The 16,289-nt window shown below is 55.8% G+C and carries 13 protein-coding genes and 1 pseudogene; 4 read left to right on the top strand and 10 right to left on the bottom strand.

Translation table 11 applies throughout. The annotated features are described in order from the left end of the window. Positions 1-119: 119 nt before the first annotated feature. From JX360_RS15700 to plsY, 3 genes are read right to left on the bottom strand one after another with little or no spacing between them, the layout of a single operon-like run. Positions 120-323: a hypothetical protein gene (locus tag JX360_RS15700; protein ID WP_244352821.1), complete on the bottom strand. Its 204-nt coding sequence runs from the start codon at positions 321-323 to the stop codon at positions 120-122. A 58-nt stretch (positions 324-381) separates the two neighbouring features. After that, positions 382-744: a gamma-glutamylcyclotransferase family protein gene (locus JX360_RS15705; RefSeq protein WP_244352822.1), complete on the bottom strand. Its 363-nt coding sequence runs from the start codon at positions 742-744 to the stop codon at positions 382-384. Between the two features lie 28 nt (positions 745-772). Beyond that, complete coding sequence (gene plsY / locus JX360_RS15710; RefSeq protein WP_244352833.1) at positions 773-1,384, bottom strand: glycerol-3-phosphate 1-O-acyltransferase PlsY; 612 nt, start codon at positions 1,382-1,384, stop codon at positions 773-775. 130 nt (positions 1,385-1,514) lie between these two features. On the opposite strand from plsY, the pseudogene JX360_RS15715 reads away from it, so the two are divergent. Both JX360_RS15715 and JX360_RS15720 read left to right on the top strand, forming a co-directional pair. Next, positions 1,515-1,739 (top strand): annotated as a pseudogene (locus JX360_RS15715) (aquaporin); the annotation flags it as partial. Between the two features lie 173 nt (positions 1,740-1,912). Beyond that, entirely contained in the window at positions 1,913-2,716 is an 804-nt protein-coding gene (locus tag JX360_RS15720; protein WP_244352823.1) for a Crp/Fnr family transcriptional regulator, read from the top strand. Positions 2,717-2,817: 101 nt separating this feature from the next. On the opposite strand, the gene JX360_RS15725 is transcribed toward JX360_RS15720, so the two are convergent. Further along, the gene (locus JX360_RS15725) at positions 2,818-4,812 is read right to left on the bottom strand and encodes a DICT sensory domain-containing protein (protein WP_244352824.1); all 1,995 of its coding nucleotides are present in this window, start codon (positions 4,810-4,812) and stop codon (positions 2,818-2,820) included. 141 nt (positions 4,813-4,953) lie between these two features. Between JX360_RS15725 and JX360_RS15730 the strand changes: the two genes are divergently transcribed. Beyond that, positions 4,954-5,406 carry a 2TM domain-containing protein gene (locus JX360_RS15730; RefSeq protein ID WP_244352825.1) on the top strand — a complete coding sequence of 151 codons (453 nt, stop codon included), beginning with the start codon at positions 4,954-4,956 and terminating at the stop codon, positions 5,404-5,406. Here JX360_RS15730 and JX360_RS15735 read toward each other — a convergent pair. The 4 genes from JX360_RS15735 to JX360_RS15750 form a co-directional block, all read right to left on the bottom strand. Beyond that, positions 5,395-6,531 (bottom strand): glucose-6-phosphate dehydrogenase assembly protein OpcA, encoded by a 1,137-nt coding sequence (locus JX360_RS15735; RefSeq protein WP_244352826.1) that lies wholly within the window; start codon positions 6,529-6,531, stop codon positions 5,395-5,397. The genes JX360_RS15730 and JX360_RS15735 overlap by 12 nt on opposite strands. A 143-nt stretch (positions 6,532-6,674) precedes the next feature. Beyond that, complete coding sequence (locus JX360_RS15740; RefSeq protein ID WP_244352828.1) at positions 6,675-8,273, bottom strand: glucose-6-phosphate isomerase; 1,599 nt, start codon at positions 8,271-8,273, stop codon at positions 6,675-6,677. 531 nt (positions 8,274-8,804) lie between these two features. Further along, on the bottom strand, positions 8,805-9,896 hold the full coding sequence (gene ychF / locus JX360_RS15745) for a redox-regulated ATPase YchF (protein WP_244352829.1): 1,092 nt from the start codon (positions 9,894-9,896) through the stop codon (positions 8,805-8,807). Between the two features lie 111 nt (positions 9,897-10,007). Then, positions 10,008-10,661 (bottom strand): DUF3386 domain-containing protein, encoded by a 654-nt coding sequence (locus JX360_RS15750; protein ID WP_244352835.1) that lies wholly within the window; start codon positions 10,659-10,661, stop codon positions 10,008-10,010. Between the two features lie 171 nt (positions 10,662-10,832). Here JX360_RS15750 and JX360_RS15755 point away from each other — a divergent pair, with 171 nt between their 5' ends. Further along, the gene (locus tag JX360_RS15755; RefSeq protein ID WP_244352830.1) at positions 10,833-12,275 is read left to right on the top strand and encodes a gamma-aminobutyraldehyde dehydrogenase; all 1,443 of its coding nucleotides are present in this window, start codon (positions 10,833-10,835) and stop codon (positions 12,273-12,275) included. A 117-nt stretch (positions 12,276-12,392) separates the two neighbouring features. Here JX360_RS15755 and JX360_RS15760 read toward each other — a convergent pair whose 3' ends face one another. Both JX360_RS15760 and JX360_RS15765 read right to left on the bottom strand, forming a co-directional pair. Next, complete coding sequence (locus JX360_RS15760; protein WP_244352831.1) at positions 12,393-14,366, bottom strand: alpha-1,4-glucan--maltose-1-phosphate maltosyltransferase; 1,974 nt, start codon at positions 14,364-14,366, stop codon at positions 12,393-12,395. A gap of 212 nt (positions 14,367-14,578) precedes the next feature. Next, the gene (locus JX360_RS15765) at positions 14,579-15,931 is read right to left on the bottom strand and encodes a TldD/PmbA family protein (protein ID WP_244352832.1); all 1,353 of its coding nucleotides are present in this window, start codon (positions 15,929-15,931) and stop codon (positions 14,579-14,581) included. Between the last annotated feature and the right edge of the window lie 358 nt (positions 15,932-16,289).

The following is a 16,289-nucleotide window of genomic DNA, read 5'->3' on the forward strand; positions in this document are numbered from 1 at the left end:
GTTCACGGTTTTGAGTGGTATCTAAGCTTAGAACGCTGGCTCCCCCTTCATCTCTTCAATCTCCAAAACTACCGCACAGCAAGGCACCCAGCTATCTGTAAGCAGCTTTTGTCAGTCAATCAGGGCTGGGATTCCGGCTCTGGCCCACCCTGTTGCAAATGGGTCCGTAGAGCCAGGGTTGTGCCCACCCCTGCGGGATAGTCTTTGTAGGGTTGTGGCTGACGACTCCAATCCAGTTGGCGAGTGTTACGGGCTAGTCCTTCTGGGGAATATTTGGTGAACTCGTGGTAGAGCAAACTGGCGCACGAAGAAGGCTCAGACATGGCGAGGCAGAAATGAGGCAGAGGGATGCCACAAGTGTACTGTTCTGGAGGGTTTTGCTTAGGCCAGTTTCCTCCAGCGGCCATCGGGAATCAGCACACAACCCTGCACCTGCTCCGGTCGGCCCAAGTAAATCCAGGCAAAGTTGCCACTGTCCAGACACAGCCACTGCCGTTCGTAGACATGGGGATGCTCCTCCAGTTCATCCAACCGGGACAACAACCCCAATGGGATCCGGTAACACTCGCCGTAAAGTCGGTTTTGTCCGGGAATGGCCATCGGGTAAGGGCCGAGATCGTAGAGATCGATTCCTCTTAGGCTGTCTTCCCGCAAAAATTCTGCCCCACTCATCAAGCTGTGGTACTGGCCACCCCGCAGCAGGGATCCGTACACAAAAACCTCTGTGGTGGTTTGCCCATCCATGCATTTCATCCGTTCGACTCTCTCCAGGTCAGGGAGATTGAACCCATTTTTGGCCGATGCGCGGTTCGGATCCCGCCAGCAACCGTTCAATATTGCGCCGGTGGGTGGCAACTACGTAAACTCCTCCCGCCAGAGCAAACAACAGGTAGGGCAAGGGCTGATCTGTACTCCACATCAATACAGGAGCCGCCACTGCCGCCAAAATGGAGCTGAAGGAAACGATGCGGGTGAGGGCAATCCCCAGCAGCCACACTCCAAAAATTGCCAGTGCCACCGGCCAAGCCATCGCCAACAAAATGCCCAAGCTAGTGGCCACCGATTTGCCCCCCTTAAAGCCCAGCCAACAGGAGCGGCTATGGCCGATGATCGCCAGGAAAGCGGCCAACACCACCCACCACGGGGATCCCAACGCCCCTCCCAATCCAACGGCGGCGGCTCCCTTAAACGCATCCACCAGCAACACCAGCAGCGCCGGCCCTTTCCCCAAGGTGCGCAACACATTCGTCGCCCCCGTAGAGCCGGATCCCTGGGTGCGGATGTCGATGCCCCCCCACCAACGCCCCACCCAATACCCCGTCGGGATTGAGCCGAGGAAGTAGCCACCGACCCCAGCAAGGAGGGCCAAAAGCGGTGCAGGCATGGCCAAGTCTTGAATGCTCCCCCTTCACTTTGCCATATTGTTTGCCTCAAGACGGCTGAAAACCAGGGACTGCCGCAACCACAGCTCCCTTGTAACCTCCCTCAGAAAAAAGAGCTTCCCAAAAAGATTGATGACCTTGATTCACCTGATCAACATCCCCGTCGCCAATACTTCTGTGAATCCGGCCTGCAGTACGGGGGTAGCCCTGTTTGTCGGCGATTGGGCAGTGGCGCAACTGTGGTTGTTCTGGGTGGCTCCCATTCTCGGGGCATTACTGGGATCCCTGATTTACCGAGTGATCAGCGGTGAGATAGAGTTGCCCCCGGCAGAGGTGGGGACTGAACCGCAAACCTAACCAATGGCTGTTTGTGCTGAGGGTCTTTCTCTCTATCAGGACATCTTTGCCGGCAGGGCATCTTAGGACGATTTTGAACTCGCTACCCAGCGATTCAACTGGCATTGTGCCCAAGAAATGAGGATGTTAGCCTGTTGCCAGAGATGCCCTCAGCCTCCTGTACATCTGGTATCATGCCCAGTACGCGCATCCCTGACAGCTCCACAGGCCCCCTCTCACAGGTGTTACAGAGCTTGGTGGAGAACTCCTACTTGTTTCGCGGCTGGGATCCCGTTGCTCTGGCCGGGGAGCTGAAGGTCGAAGTCAATCAAATTGAGAAGTTCTACGCCAGCCAGTCTCTTTTTACTGCTTTCCAGCCGGAAAAATCGCTACAGAACCTCTACGTTGTGCTTGCCGGCGGGCCGATCATCATTCGCAGTAGCCCACTGGATCGGGTTATTGGCATCAATTACCCCGGCAGTTGCTTGGGCATGCGCAATTTGCCCTTTAGCTACGGCCTCCTGGATTATGCCTTTCCCAGCTTGGTGGAAGCCTACAAAACCACCACCGTTTTGCGCATTTCTCTAGAGGCCTTTCAAGAGTTGTACCGCAACCACGAAAACCTCCAGCATCGCTACAAACGCCTCTTTGAGTTGCGGGAAAAGTTTCAATATCATCTGCTCAATTGCAGTGCCTATCCACCACAGGCCGTGGCCACTGTGCTCAAAGCCCTGGTTTATCAAGAACAAGCACTAGGCAGCCAACCGGATTCTGCCGGTACTTTTACCTTCGACCTCCCCATTGATATCATCGCCCGGGCCAGCCAGCTCAACCCCCGCACTGTGGAACAAGTGCTCAAGGGCATGAGCCAAGTTGGGGTGATTCAACTGCATCCAGAAGCTGGTGGGGATGGCCTCTCGATTCAAGATTTGGAACAACTGGATGAGATCTACGGCATCACCCGTGGCAAGGTGAACTGGTGGCCCCTAAGCCGATAGTTTTCGACTATATCTGACAATAATTCAATAATTAAAATTAAGCAATTAAGCTCAAAAACAGTTGAGCCAGCTCATACCCTCTAGGACTCACAGATTTTGAATCAAGCGGCAATCGAGAGTTTCCCTTGGGTTTGTGGATGAACCATCGGCAAGGTGAAATGGAAAGCACTACCCTGATCCAGTCCGGCAGATTCCGCCCAAATCCGCCCCCCCATGGCTTCGATGATCAATCGGCAAATGGCTAACCCCAGGCCCGTCCCCCCCACCGAACGCCGCAGGGATCCCTCCGCCTGGTAAAACCGGTCGAAGATGGCCTGCAACCGATCCGGCTCAATGCCCCGCCCGCTATCAGCGACGGTGAACTTCACCATCCCTACAGATCCAACAGCGGCTTCTACCACCTCGACTCGGATCCAGATTTGTCCACTGGCAGGGGTAAATTTGCAGGCATTGTCCAGTAACTTGCGCAACACCTCCACCAGCCATTCCCCATCCGCACGCACCATGGGTAACCGCTTGGGCATCACTTGCTCAATGGCGGGTAACGCCTCATGCCGACGCCGCGCCTTGATGTTGCTCAGGGCCAAATCCACACATTCTTGGGCTGATAGGGGTTCAATGTGCCAACGGATACGACCACTTTCCAGCTTAGAGAGGGTGAGAAAATCCTGCACCAATTCCCGTAGCCGACTGGCATCTTGCAGGGCAGTGTTCAACATTTCCTGTCGCATCTCCAAGGGCATATCCGGGTCGCTGGCCAAAGACTCTAGGCAAACCTGGATGGTGGACAGGGGGGTGCGTAGTTCGTGCCCCGTGACGGCAATCAGCTCTGATTTAGCCTGATCCAGGGCTTCCAGTTGTTGGTTGAGTTCCTCCAGGTGTTGATAGGCTTCTGCCTGCAGCAGGGCGACCCCCACTTGGTTGGCGATGGCTTCGGCCAGTTCCAGGGTGGCCGATTGCCAACGATGGGGTTGCTCATGGTGCAGCTCTAGGATGCCCAGCAGCCGTCCTTGGTAGAGGATCGGCATGGCCACCCAAGCGCGAATTTTGGCACTACGCCACAGCTCCGGCATCCGACCCAGATGCTGATGGTTCTCGCTGTCTTCGCAACATACCAGCTGCCCCGACTGAATCGCCTCCCGCAAAAAGGGGTTGATTTGAATGGGCCAGAGGGATCCCTTCAGGCTGCCCATCGTGAGCGTGCGATACTCCTGCTCGATCCGAACCTCAGGGGCTTGGCCGTCGTAGCGGTAGATTAAACACCGCCCCACTTCTGCCACCTGCCCCAACTCCTGCACGGCAATGGCGAGAATGTCACTGGGATCCAAAGACTGCCGAATGGCACTGCTGATACGGTTGATCAGGTGCTCTTTGCGCTCTTGGGCCTGAATGGTGCGGTAGGTGCGCTGCAGTTTGTATTGCCCCGCCTGGAGGTAGGTAATCAATCGTTCTGTGAAAGGGCCGGGGTTGAGTTGGCTGGTGCTGTCCGCCAGGGATCCCTCTAGGTACTGGCGAATTGGCTCAATGCGAGGGGTCAAATCCGGTCGATAGCCGAGGATTTTAGGCAGCAGAGCCAAAGCTGCCTGTGTGGTTGTGAGGCGATCGAAAGACCAAATCCCATCAAATTGCCGGGCTGTATCCATATCGCTGCCCCCCCAGGATGAGTTGCGCTTCACCCGCGCCCGTTCCCGACAAACCAAGCAGGTGGCGTAACTGGCATCAATCACAATCACATGCCACTCTTGAGCCAAGGGATCCGCCGGATCCAGAGGGATGGTGTGGTAGGGCAGATCCGTTTGAGCAAAGTCCGTTTCCGGGGTTGCCAACACAAAGACATCCTGGGCCACTGCGCTGATGCGACGGTAACGGCGGGCCTCCTGGCGGTAGTAGCGTTCCTTTTGAAAGTTGGCGAAGACCCACGGGGATCCCTGCCCTTGTAACACCTGATCCTCGATGGCATGGCTAAGGGCGACCAGGGAAGATTTGAAATACAGTTGTGGGCGTAGGTGTGGCAAAACCTCCAACAGATCGCTCAGTAGGGAAGTACGACTCTGACGGCTCTGGTGAGGAATCGGTCTAGAGCGGGTGGAGGTCATAGCCCTAACGGCAAAACGAGCAGGTCATGGGTGATCAGCACAGAGAATCAGCACAGGCTCACTGTTTAGTCTAACGGTTGGGATCCCAGAGAATGAGGAGCTTAATGAGCTGCAAGATCCAGCTGGCTTAAACTAAGGATTATGAAGTTGTGTGTGGGCCAAATGTCGGGATCCCGGTATAGCCAAGAAGACGTGCAACAGATCCTACAACGGGCCATTGCCCGCCAACCGCGTCTGGGCGAGTTTACCCGTCCTCAACTGCAAGAAATGGCTGCGGAGCTGGGGATCACCTCGCAAGAGCTGGAGCTGGCCGAACGGGAATGGGAAGCTTGGCAACAGCTAAACAGCCAGCATCAGGAGTTTCAGCGCTACCGCCGCCGTCAGTTCTACCACTTGCTTGGGCGCTATGGGATCGTCAATGGCTTTTTGGTGGGGTTGGACTTACTCTCTGGGGGAGGGCTGTCTTGGTCATTGTTTGTGTTGATGGGCTGGGGCTTGGCGGTTTCCCTCAAGGGCTGGAATACCTACCATACCGAGGGAGAACGCTACGAGAAAGACTTTCACAAGTGGCAGAAGAAACGCTTAAAACGCTAGCTTGAGGATCTGATCCACCACCACCAAGGTTTCCTCATACAGGTGATCTGGGCCCAACCGTTGCAGCTCAGCCGTCAGTAGCGTATCCAGTGAATCGTGCTCAATCGGGGCTACCTGCCGAATCACACAGCTTTGAGCTCCCCCCATGGCCTCCATTCGCATACAGCCTGTGGTTTCCGAACAGAGCACGGTACAAGCATCCGCGCGAATATCGCTAGAAGTGAGGCGCATCCCGATTAGATCCCCCGGTTGGGTCATTTCTGAGGCCAAGGGGACTGCTGCCAGTTCCGCCATCACCTCGCCACCGCTTGCCCTTTGGAAACGAATCCGGTCGATCAAATAGTCGTGTTCCTTGGTCTGGACTCGCTCTATCGGTGTCCACCCCAAACGGCTGGCTAACCAACCCAAGAACAGGAAGGCCTGACAAGGGTTACCGGCTTTGTAGTCGAGGGTTACGCGATCGACCGCCTGTAGAGATTCCCGCCGATCCGGGGGATCAAAAGCCTGCGCAGTCAGTTCCTGCCAGGAGCTGAGCCGTTTCCAGTTCAAATCACCACACTGCCGGCCTTCGGTGGTGAGCAGATACATTTCTCCCAGGTCTTCTTCCGGGTTAACAAAGCCTCGTGAATCAACAATGACACGGTTGCTTAGGGAAACCAGCTTTTGAAACAGGAGGCTGTTCAAGTCCAAATCCCCTTGCCACCACAAGAAGGTGGGCAAACTGGGGATCAACAAAGACGCAACCGTACTGCAGGCGCGCACAAAGGCCGATTCCGGCGCTTTCAAGGTGATGTACTCGCAACACACCAGAGAGCTGCGCTGTTCACGGGTCACCGGGCAGTAGGCCGCCACTTGCGATTCGATGACATCCTCTGCGGATCCCTCCCGTTTGGCGCGCAAGTCAATGACGCGGCAGGGGTTTTGGGTGGCAATCGCCTCCACCGTGGGGGAAGGCAACAGCAGAGCATCATCTAAGGATTCGTACACCACCAGGGTAAAGGTGGCAGCACGGGCAGCAACACTCTCTCCTTTGGAAGACCAGATCTTATTCAGTTCCTGCTCAATATCGTCGATGGAGACATCCTTAGGAGCTTGTAAAGGCAGGACGGCAGCAGATTGATCCATAGTCTCCTCCTGGAGTTGGCTCTTGCTCGATTCTAGGCAACCGGGCTGGGTTGGTAGAAGGGCTTAAGGTCAGGTACAGATTGATCCACTCAAGATTGATCCACTCAAGACAGTTCTCCTCAACGCCCAGAAAAACAAAGAGGCTAGGTAGGTCGTGCCTGAATTTTCAAGTCCAAAGGACAACCGGGATCCCCGATCAACTGAATTTCACGCCCGTTGGCATGGAGGTGTCGCAGGATGAAATAGAGGGTTTCGATCCGCTCCGGCGATCCGACTTTTTCCGCCAACTGACCTAGGGTCAGGGATCCCGCATGACTGCGCACCACCTCAATCACCTGCCGCTGCAGTTCCAGCACCGCACTGGCCGCTTTTTTACCCGCTTCCACTCCCGGTTGATGGTAAGCATTGATGTTGATCAAAGCGGCGTAAAGGCCAACCGCCCGTTCATACAAAGCAATCAAAGCCCCCACCGAGCGGGCATCCACCCGCGGAATGGTCACAGTAATCGAGTCGCGGCCATTTTCGTAGAGGGCTTGCCGCGTTCCCTGCAACAGACCACTCAGGTAATCTCCACTGGTCACCTGCGGCTCCACAAAGGGTGAAGGGATCCCTGGCTCACGATCCTGCAACACCTCGATGAAGGTGACGAAGAAGTTATTGATGCCGTCCCGCAACTGTTGCACATAGGCATGTTGGTCGGTACTGCCCTTGTTGCCATAGACGGCAATGCCCTGCTCAACGCGATTCCCCTTCAAGTCGTGGGATTTCCCTAAGGACTCCATCACCAACTGCTGCAAATAACGGCTGAAGAGCAGCAGCCGATCTTTATAGGGCAAGACCACCATATCTTTGCGCCCCTGACCCTGACCGGCGATGTACCAAGCCAAAGCCAACAGAGCCGCAGGGTTCCGTTTCACCTCCGGCACACGGGTGGCCTCATCCATCGTGGCTGCCCCCGCCAAGAGCGCCCGAATGTCGATCCCTTGCAACGCCGCCGGCAATAGGCCCACTGCCGAGGTTTCAGAAGTGCGCCCACCCACCCAATCAAAAATGGGAAAAACCTCCAGCCATCCCGCTTGTCGAGCCTGGACTTCTAGCTTGCTGCCGGGACTGGTAATCGCTACGGCATGGACAGCAAACGGGATCCCGGCCTTTTGGTAAGCTTGCTCCACTTCCACCAAGCCATTGCGGGGTTCGGGGGTGCCGCCAGATTTGGAGGTGATAATCACCAGGGTCTGCCCCAGCTTGCCCGCCAACCGTGCCAGAACGCGGTCAATGCCATCGGGATCCGTATTGTCAATAAAGTGGATATTGAGGGGAGGGTGCTGAGGCGCCAAGGCTTCCGCTACAAATTGTGGCCCCAGTGCCGATCCGCCAATCCCCACACACAACAGCTCCGTAAAGCGCCCCCCACCGCTGGCCGGAATCATGCCGTGATGGATCTTTTCGGCAAAGGCTTCGATCTGCTCGATGCAACCCTGAATCGCTTGGGTCAGTTCAGGTGTTGGGGCCAGCTCAGGAGCCCGTAGCCAATAGTGGCCCACCTGGCGATGTTCATCCGGGTTGGCAATCGCTCCTGCTTCTAAAGCCTGCATGGCCGCGAAAGCCTCAGCAAAACGAGACTGCAGGGATCCCACCTGCTCCGGGGTGAAGCGAATCCGGCTGATATCCAAAAAAAACTCTAGGCCGGGGTGGTAGTAGAGCCAGTCACAGTAGCGTTGCCAAATTTGGGCGCTGTCCATCGGATCCCTCCTCTACCCAGTTGTTGCCACTTGCCCGCTAGACCGTAACGAGCTTACCAGAGCAGCTGTTGCCCTGGCTCAACCCATCATAGGGCAGGGATATGAAAGTCCCCTTAGGCAATCCTGAATGGGAGATGAAGAGAATAGCTGTGCGGGCTCAGAACATGATGTCGTCTTCGGAGCGACCCCAGATGCACCAGATCAACGAAGCAAAGATCGCCATGTAAACCCAGCCCATTGGGCCAAATTGCAGCATGTCCATCTATACATCCCTAAAAGATTTGTTTATCTACCCCAATTATTGTGATGTTTCGTTACAGCGTCAACAGCTCTCTCAGAAAAACCGTCCCCGGAGGCGCAGCCACAACCGACCCCATCGGCTTGGGATCCCTGACCCTGAGCGTCCTAGGTCTTTATGCTTATTTCAAGTGGGCAATTCTTAGATTTCTGAGAAGAGTGTGCTTATTCTGAGAGGGATCCAGATCCAATTGGATCTCTTATGGGATCTCAGAGGAGAGCCTCAGATATCCCTCAGACATTGAAGCGGAAGTGCATCACATCCCCTTCCTGCACCACGTACTCCTTGCCCTCGCTGCGCAGCAGGCCCTTTTCTTTGGCCGCATTCAGGGATCCCGTCGTCACCAAGTCTTGATAGGACACTGTTTCCGCCCGAATAAAGCCGCGCTCAAAATCGGAGTGAATCACCCCGGCTGCCTGAGGCGCTGTCGCCCCAACCGGAATCGTCCAAGCCCGGGTCTCTTTGGGGCCGGAGGTAAAGTAGGTGCGCAAGCCCAAGAGCTCGTAAGTAGCACGAATGAGAGATTTCAGCCCCCCTTCTTTCACCCCGAGGGAGTCCAGATAAGCCTGCCGTTCTTCTGCGGGCAAATCCAACAATTCCGCCTCCACCTGGGCCGAAACCACCACCACACCCGCCCCTTCAGCCTTGGCAAATTGCCGTACCTGTTCTACCCAGGCATTGCCACTGGCTAAGTCTGTTTCCGCAACGTTGGCGGCGTAGATCACTTTTTTACGGGTCAATAACCCCAACCCTTTCACCAGCAGCTCTTCCTCTTGACTGAGGGGCACCAAGCGGGCCGGCTTACCTTCATCCAAAGCAGCTTGTAACTGTTCTAGGGCCTTGAGCTCCACCTGCGCTGTTTTATCGGATTTGGCCTGTTTGCGCACCCGCTCCACCCGCCGCTCGATCTGGGCCAGATCCGCAAGGGCCAGCTCCAGGTTAATTACCCCGATATCCCGCAAGGGATCCACCGAACCGGCCACATGCACGATGTTTTCGTCTTCAAAGCAGCGCACCACATGCACGACTGCATCCACCTGGCGAATGTGGGACAGGAACTGATTACCCAAGCCCTCCCCTTTGCTCGCCCCTGCCACCAAACCGGCAATATCCACAAACTCGATTTGGCTGGGGATGATCTCGGCTGAGCCGCTGATCTTCCCAAGCACCTGTAAGCGCTCGTCCGGCACCGCCACCCGGCCCACATTGGGCTCGATCGTACAGAAGGGAAAATTGGCCGCCTCTGCCTTGGCATTTTCACAGAGCGCGTTGAACAGGGTGGACTTGCCTACATTCGGTAGGCCAACAATTCCAGCTTTTAGCATCAGGTCTTCAGGTGGAGAGCCACAAACTAGGGCAGCCGGGATCCATTGCGAAACTTTAAGATCCCTCTTCCGACCTTAGCATTGGTTGACTCCTGTCCCAAAGCAGCTTGGTCAGGTGGCGGAGTGGAGCAAAGCCAGGTTGGAGAAGGTGAACCGCTTCTCGACGGATCCCGTTTCGGTCTCGGTTTGGATGCGCCGCTCCGACAGAATGAAGTAGTTGCCAACCTTTTCGTAAAGATCCTCAAACTGGCTGCGTCTCCCCTTCTGTTCCCCCGTTTTGGGGTCGTGATAAACGGAGTCGTAGCGGTGGGAAAGGTAGCCCTCACCGGTATCGTGACTGCTAAAGGTATGAATGGTGACGACCACACCATGAATATGCCGGTGCACCATCGTCACTTGGTTATCCCGCACCCGGTAGCGATCCCCAGCTGCTTTGCCCCCCACCAGAATTTCCACCGACCCGTCCGGTAAGGTCTCGCCGTAGCGAAAGGTGTTCTGGCCGTGGGTATCGGCAAAGCTACGACGAACGCGGTGAATGGCGATCTCCCAAATTTGGTTGTGGATGGCTTTCTGGGCCTCCTCATCCTCCACGCCCATAACCGTGGCCTTCAGGTCTGCCCCCACTCGCACCTGCCCAGTGAATGTCCGTTCTCCATCCCAGTAGGTCACGTCTGCGCTGTAGCCCGGAAAGTCGGGATCCCAGGTGTAGCGGTTTTCGTAAGCGGCCCGGAAGAGATCTTGGGCAGAGACTTGGGTAGCAACCATCATCGGTCTCCTTTCCTATTGCAAGTAGTTCTCAGTGGCATCATACCGTTCCTTGGGGCTAAACTGAACCGTTCCCGTAAGCGGGACAGAGTCCATGGAGTTCATTTGGAGAAAGATTCGGCACAATGGGGAGAGTTTTCTTACCCCTACCGAGCTGTTGAGGACGTCACTATGGCCTACAAACTCTGGATCAACGGCCAATGGGCCGATAGCCAAGGGGGAGGCGTCATGGCCATTGAGAACCCCGCGACGGGAGAAACTTTAGCGGAAGTGGTCGATGCCAGCCCGGCTGATGTGGATCGGGCGGTACAAGCTGCCCAGACGGCCTTTTACGATGGCCGTTGGTCGAAACTCACCCCTGGCGAACGCTCCCTTGCCCTCTGGAAACTGGCGGATCTGCTCGAGGCTCGCTCAGAAGAACTGGCTCGGCTGGAGTCGGAAAATACCGGCAAACCCTACGAGCTGGTCAGTTTAGGGGGGGATTTACCGTTTGCGGTGGATAACCTACGCTTCTTTGCTGCCGCTGCCCGCGATACCCATGGCTCCAGTGCCGGGGAATATGCCAAGGGCTACACCTCTGTATTCCGGAAAGAGCCGGTTGGGGTCTGCGCTCAAATTGCTCCCTGGAATTACCCCTTAATGATGGCCGTTTGGAAAATCGGCCCTGCCTTGGCGGCGGGTTGCACCGTAGTGCTCAAGCCTGCTCCCTCCACACCCCTGACCACCCTGATGCTGGGGGAACTGATCGCTGCTGCCGGGATCCCAGATGGTGTGGTCAATATTCTGTCTGGGGGCAACGAAACGGGGCAAGCCCTGGTGGAACACCCGGATGTGCGCATGGTCAGCCTGACGGGATCCACCGCAACGGGCAAAAAGGTGATGCGGACTGCGGCAGACACCCTAAAACGGGTTCATTTGGAGCTGGGTGGCAAAGCCCCCTTCATCGTGTTTGAGGATGCGGATATTGAGACCATCGCGGCCAAAGCCACCTTTGCGGCCACCATCAATACCGGCCAAGACTGCACCGCCGCCACCCGTGTCTATGTACAAGAAAGCAAACTGGCTCAAGCCCAAGAAGCGATTGTTGAAGCAATGCGCAAAGTAACCCTGGGATCCCCTTTTCAATCGGGGGTGGAAATGGGCCCCTTCGTTTCAGCAGCCCAGCGGGAACGAGTCATGGGATTTGTGGAGCGGGCTAAGGCGGCTGGGGCAAAGGTGTTAACAGGAGGGCGGATCCCACCGGAGTTTTCCCAAGGGTACTACTACGAGCCAACGGTGATTACCAATGTTGATCAACGAGCAGAAATCATTCAAAGTGAGGTCTTTGGGCCTGTTCTCACCCTCAGTCCGTTCCGCGAAGAAGCGGAGGCGCTACGGTTGGGCAATGATGTCCTATACGGCTTGGCGGCTTCTGTGTGGACTCAAGACATCGGGCGGGCGATGAAGTTTGCCGCCGATCTGGAGTTCGGCACCGTCTGGATTAACGACCATATTCCCCTTGCCTCAGAGACCCCTCATGGCGGCTTTAAGCAGTCTGGGTTTGGGAAGGATCTCTCGGCGGAGGCAGTGCGAGACTACCAGGTTACCAAGCATGTAATGATTGCTACCAGCTAGTAGCCCCACACCATCACGAATTTCAAAAAGTTTTGGCCAGGAGACGCGCTAGCGTGTCCTTGGCGCAAAGGGCTGTACCGACAGCTTAGCCCGAATCTCGAATCTATCTTTATAGCCCTAGCTTTCCAACCGAAAAATGTGGGCCGGCATCGTCCAGGGATCCAACTTAATGTAGTTGCTGGATCCCTGCCAAGAATAGTGGCGGCCATCCAACAGATCCGTCAGCTTAAAGGTTTGCCAATGTTCCAAGTCCAAAGCCGCCAGGTTTAGGTTGACCCAACCGGATTGAATGTGAAAAGGATCCAAATTCACAGCGATCAAAATGCGATTGGAACCCTCAAAGGTGCGTTTGGAATAGCAAATGAGAGCATCATTGTCGGTGGGGTGAAACACCAAGCTCCAGTCACTTTGCAAGGCCGGGTTTTGCCGACGAATGTGGTTAACCGTGGCGATCAAAGGTCGCAGATTGTCGGGGGTATCGAGATCCCAGTGACGGATCTGATATTTCTCAGAATCCAGATATTCTTCGCTGCCTTTGCGTACCGGACGACCTTCACACAGCTCAAACGCGGGGCCATAGATGCCATAGCTTGCTCCGAGGGTGGTGGCCAAAATAAAGCGCACCATAAACGCTGGGCGACCCCCCGTTTGCAGAAACTCATGCAGAATATCGGGGGTATTCGGCCAAGGGTTGGGGCGGTAATACTCCCGCATCGGGGTTTGGGTCAGCTCCGTGAAATACTCCGTCAAGCCCCATTTGTCGTTGCGCCAGGTAAAGTAGGTATAGGACTGGGTAAAGCCTAGCTTAGCCAAGGATTTCATCAGTTTCGGGCGGGTAAAGGCTTCTGCCAAAAAGATTGTCTCCGGGTGCTGAGCTTTGATCTCAGCAATACACCACTCCCAAAAACCAAAAGCCTTGGTATGGGGATTATCCACCCGAAAGATACTGACCCCTTGGTCGATCCAATACTGGATTACACTTTTTAATTCCTCCCAAAGGGCCTGCCAATCTTCGGTTTCAAAGTTAATTGGGTAAATATCCTGATATTTTTTGGGTGGATTTTCTGCGTATTGAATGCTGCCATCGGGGCGCTTTTTGAACCATTCCGGGTGCTCCTTCACATAGGGGTGATCCGGAGAGCATTGAAAGGCAATATCCAAGGCAATATCGATGTTCAACTTTTTGGCCTCAGCCACCAACTCATGAAAGTCCGCCAGGGATCCCAGTTGGGGGTGAATCGCCTTGTGTCCTCCTTCTGGCCCGCCAATCGCCCAAGGGGATCCGGGATCCCCCGGTTCAGGGGTCATGGAGTTGTTTTTGCCTTTGCGGAAGGCCCGCCCAATGGGATGGATTGGCGGTAGATAGAGAATATCGAAGCCCATCTCCGCGATCATCGGCAGGCGGGCGATGACATCTCGGAAGGTGCCGTGGGTATGTTCATCGGGGCCACAGGAGCGGGGAAAGAGTTCATACCAAGCACTGAAGCGAGCTTTGATGGGATCTACCCAAACCCTTCGTTCCGGATAGGTACTGACAAAAGGGCGCTCGCCGTAAACCCGCATCAGCTCTCCCAGGTTAGGGGATAAGGCTGTTTCAATGGCGGCATCCTGAGCCTCTCGAAGGCGGTGAGCATAGCTGCGCAGCTTGTCGTGGATATCGCCCCTCTGCAGTTGCGCTGCCCGCTCAATCAACTCTGCCCCGATCAGCAACTCGACGGATACATCCTGCCCGGCCTCCACCCGCTTGTGCAGATCCTGCTGCCAGGTTTTGAAGTGATCCACCCAGGCTTGAATCGTGTAATGGGCTTGCCCCATCCGGCTCAATTGAAATTGGCCCCGCCAGCGATCATTGCCGATCGGCTCCATGAACACTTCCTGCCACCGCTCCGTCCCTGCCTCCCGAAAACAAAGCACTGCCGACAGTTGGTCGTGGCCATCTCCGAAAATGTCTGCTTCCACCACCACGTACTCTCCGACGGTGCGTTTGATGGCGTAACGCCCACCGTCAATTTCCGGTGTAACCGACTCGATGATGGCGCGTTGCCGACCTTCCGCTGGCCACATGGTCGCGTGAGCGTTGCTTAGCAACATGAATCCCTCTGCTGTCAACTGCATGGTCACGGACAGCCCGTCCCGTATGAGACGATTGTTCTAGCCTTGTCCGTCGCCCCCATGATACCCAGGTGAGAGCCTTCAGCCCTTAGGCTTGCAGGTTCTGGCCAGCCAAGAAGGGTGATTTTGCTACAGTCCTGGGCAGAAGAGCAGAAGAAATTAAGGGTTAAACTCAAGGATGGCCATAGCTTCTAGCCCGCGGTAACCGAAACATCTTCAATGCGCAAAGCGGGAAAAGCGGTGCTGCCATTAAAAATAGTTACTTCTTTTGAAATGGCTGAGATGTTGCGCAAACAGTCATAGAGATTGCCCGCGATTGTGGTTTCCAAGATGGGGCGTTTTTCTCCGCCTTTCACCAAAAAGCCCCCCTTCACCACTCCAGAAAAATCGCCAGTGATCGGGTTGCTGCTGCCGGAGAGGCGGGTAACGATAATCCCCCGATCCACGGCATACAGCTCAGACATGGGAGTTTGACCCGCTGCCACACTCAAACAAGCAGGCCCCACTCCCGGCAAGCTACCGGCTCCCCCTGTGGAATGGCCATTGGACGGGATCCCGGCAGCGCGAGACTCATAGCTGTTGTACATGAAATTGCAGAGAATCCCCTCATTCACCAGCGGGGTAATTTGGCGTGGGATCCCTTCCCGGTCAAACGGCTCGATTGGGTAACCGGGCAACCCTAAGCCTTCCGAAACCACCGTCAGCAACGGACTGGCGATCAGGGATCCCATCTTTTGGGCAAGGGGGCTTTTGCCTTTGCGCACCGCATCGGCCCCCAACACCGCAATCAGATCCCCTAGCAGATCCTCCACCGAATCGGGCGGGAGCACGATGGTGCCGCGAAAGCTTTCCCCCTGGGTGGCCCCCAGTGCCCCCACACATTTGCTGACAAACCGATCGAAAGCCCGTTCCAGAGCCGGGATCAGATCCGCCCGCTTTTGCACGCTGTCGCCATCGTAGGCAAAGCTCCCCACCTCCTCCCCATCTATCGCCATACCAAACAGGGATCCCCCCCCCTCGACGCTGTGGTAGTTGGCGCGGATCCCGGTGGAGGAGGCAATGGCCAAAGTATCTTCTTCAACGCTGATGGAGCCACTGTCGATGGTGATGCGACTGTCTTGGGCGCGGACTCGTTCTAAGAGTTCGGATCCCAGTTGGGTAAGAGTGGCAGCATCCAGTTCCAGTAGCCCTGAATCGAGAGGAAAAGGAACCGATGGCAACGGTTGGGGATCCGGCAGTCCATTCAAGGGATCCGCAGGGGAAGCCTTGGCCAGAGCTACTGCTTCTGCCGCAGTCTCGGCCAGTTCCTCCGGGCGGTTGGAGGTGGCAAAGCCCAGCCTGCCCCCACAAAAGACCCGCACACCGAACAGAGTTTCGCTACTACTGCGGGCTAGATTCAGGTCATTTTTCTCAAAGGTGACTTCTGTCTCGCGGCCTGAGTTAGCAAACACTTCCGCTTGGTCGGCCCCGGCAGCCAATGCCTTTCGTACACCCTGTTCACAGAGATCCAGCAGATTTTCCGGGGAGATGAGAGCACTGGCCATAGGGGTACTGCATCCATGAAGAGCACCTCCTATTATCTGCCATGCCTTCGCCGCAGCCGGGATCCTCACAGCTAGACATGAGATTATCCACCTCCTTATGAGCCGCCGCCTCCACGTTTCCGGGAGAGCCAATGGAGTATCCGCTCGGTCTCCTTGGCGTAAAGAATCTCATGGCAACTGCTGTTGTTGACACTCCCCCGGTTAGAAACCGGGGGATTCTCCCTTCTAGCCCCCCACAGCTTGAAGCTGTGAGGGATTCATGGAGTTCAGGGGATTGCCAACTACCCCATCCCCTGAGCCGACCCTACCTATTACGGGCAGGGCTTCTTTTAGACTCAAAGGACACGAAAACCCGTCC

This window comes from Thermostichus vulcanus str. 'Rupite', from assembly GCF_022848905.1.
GTDB classification, from domain to species: Bacteria; Cyanobacteriota; Cyanobacteriia; order Thermostichales; family Thermostichaceae; genus Thermostichus; species Thermostichus vulcanus_A.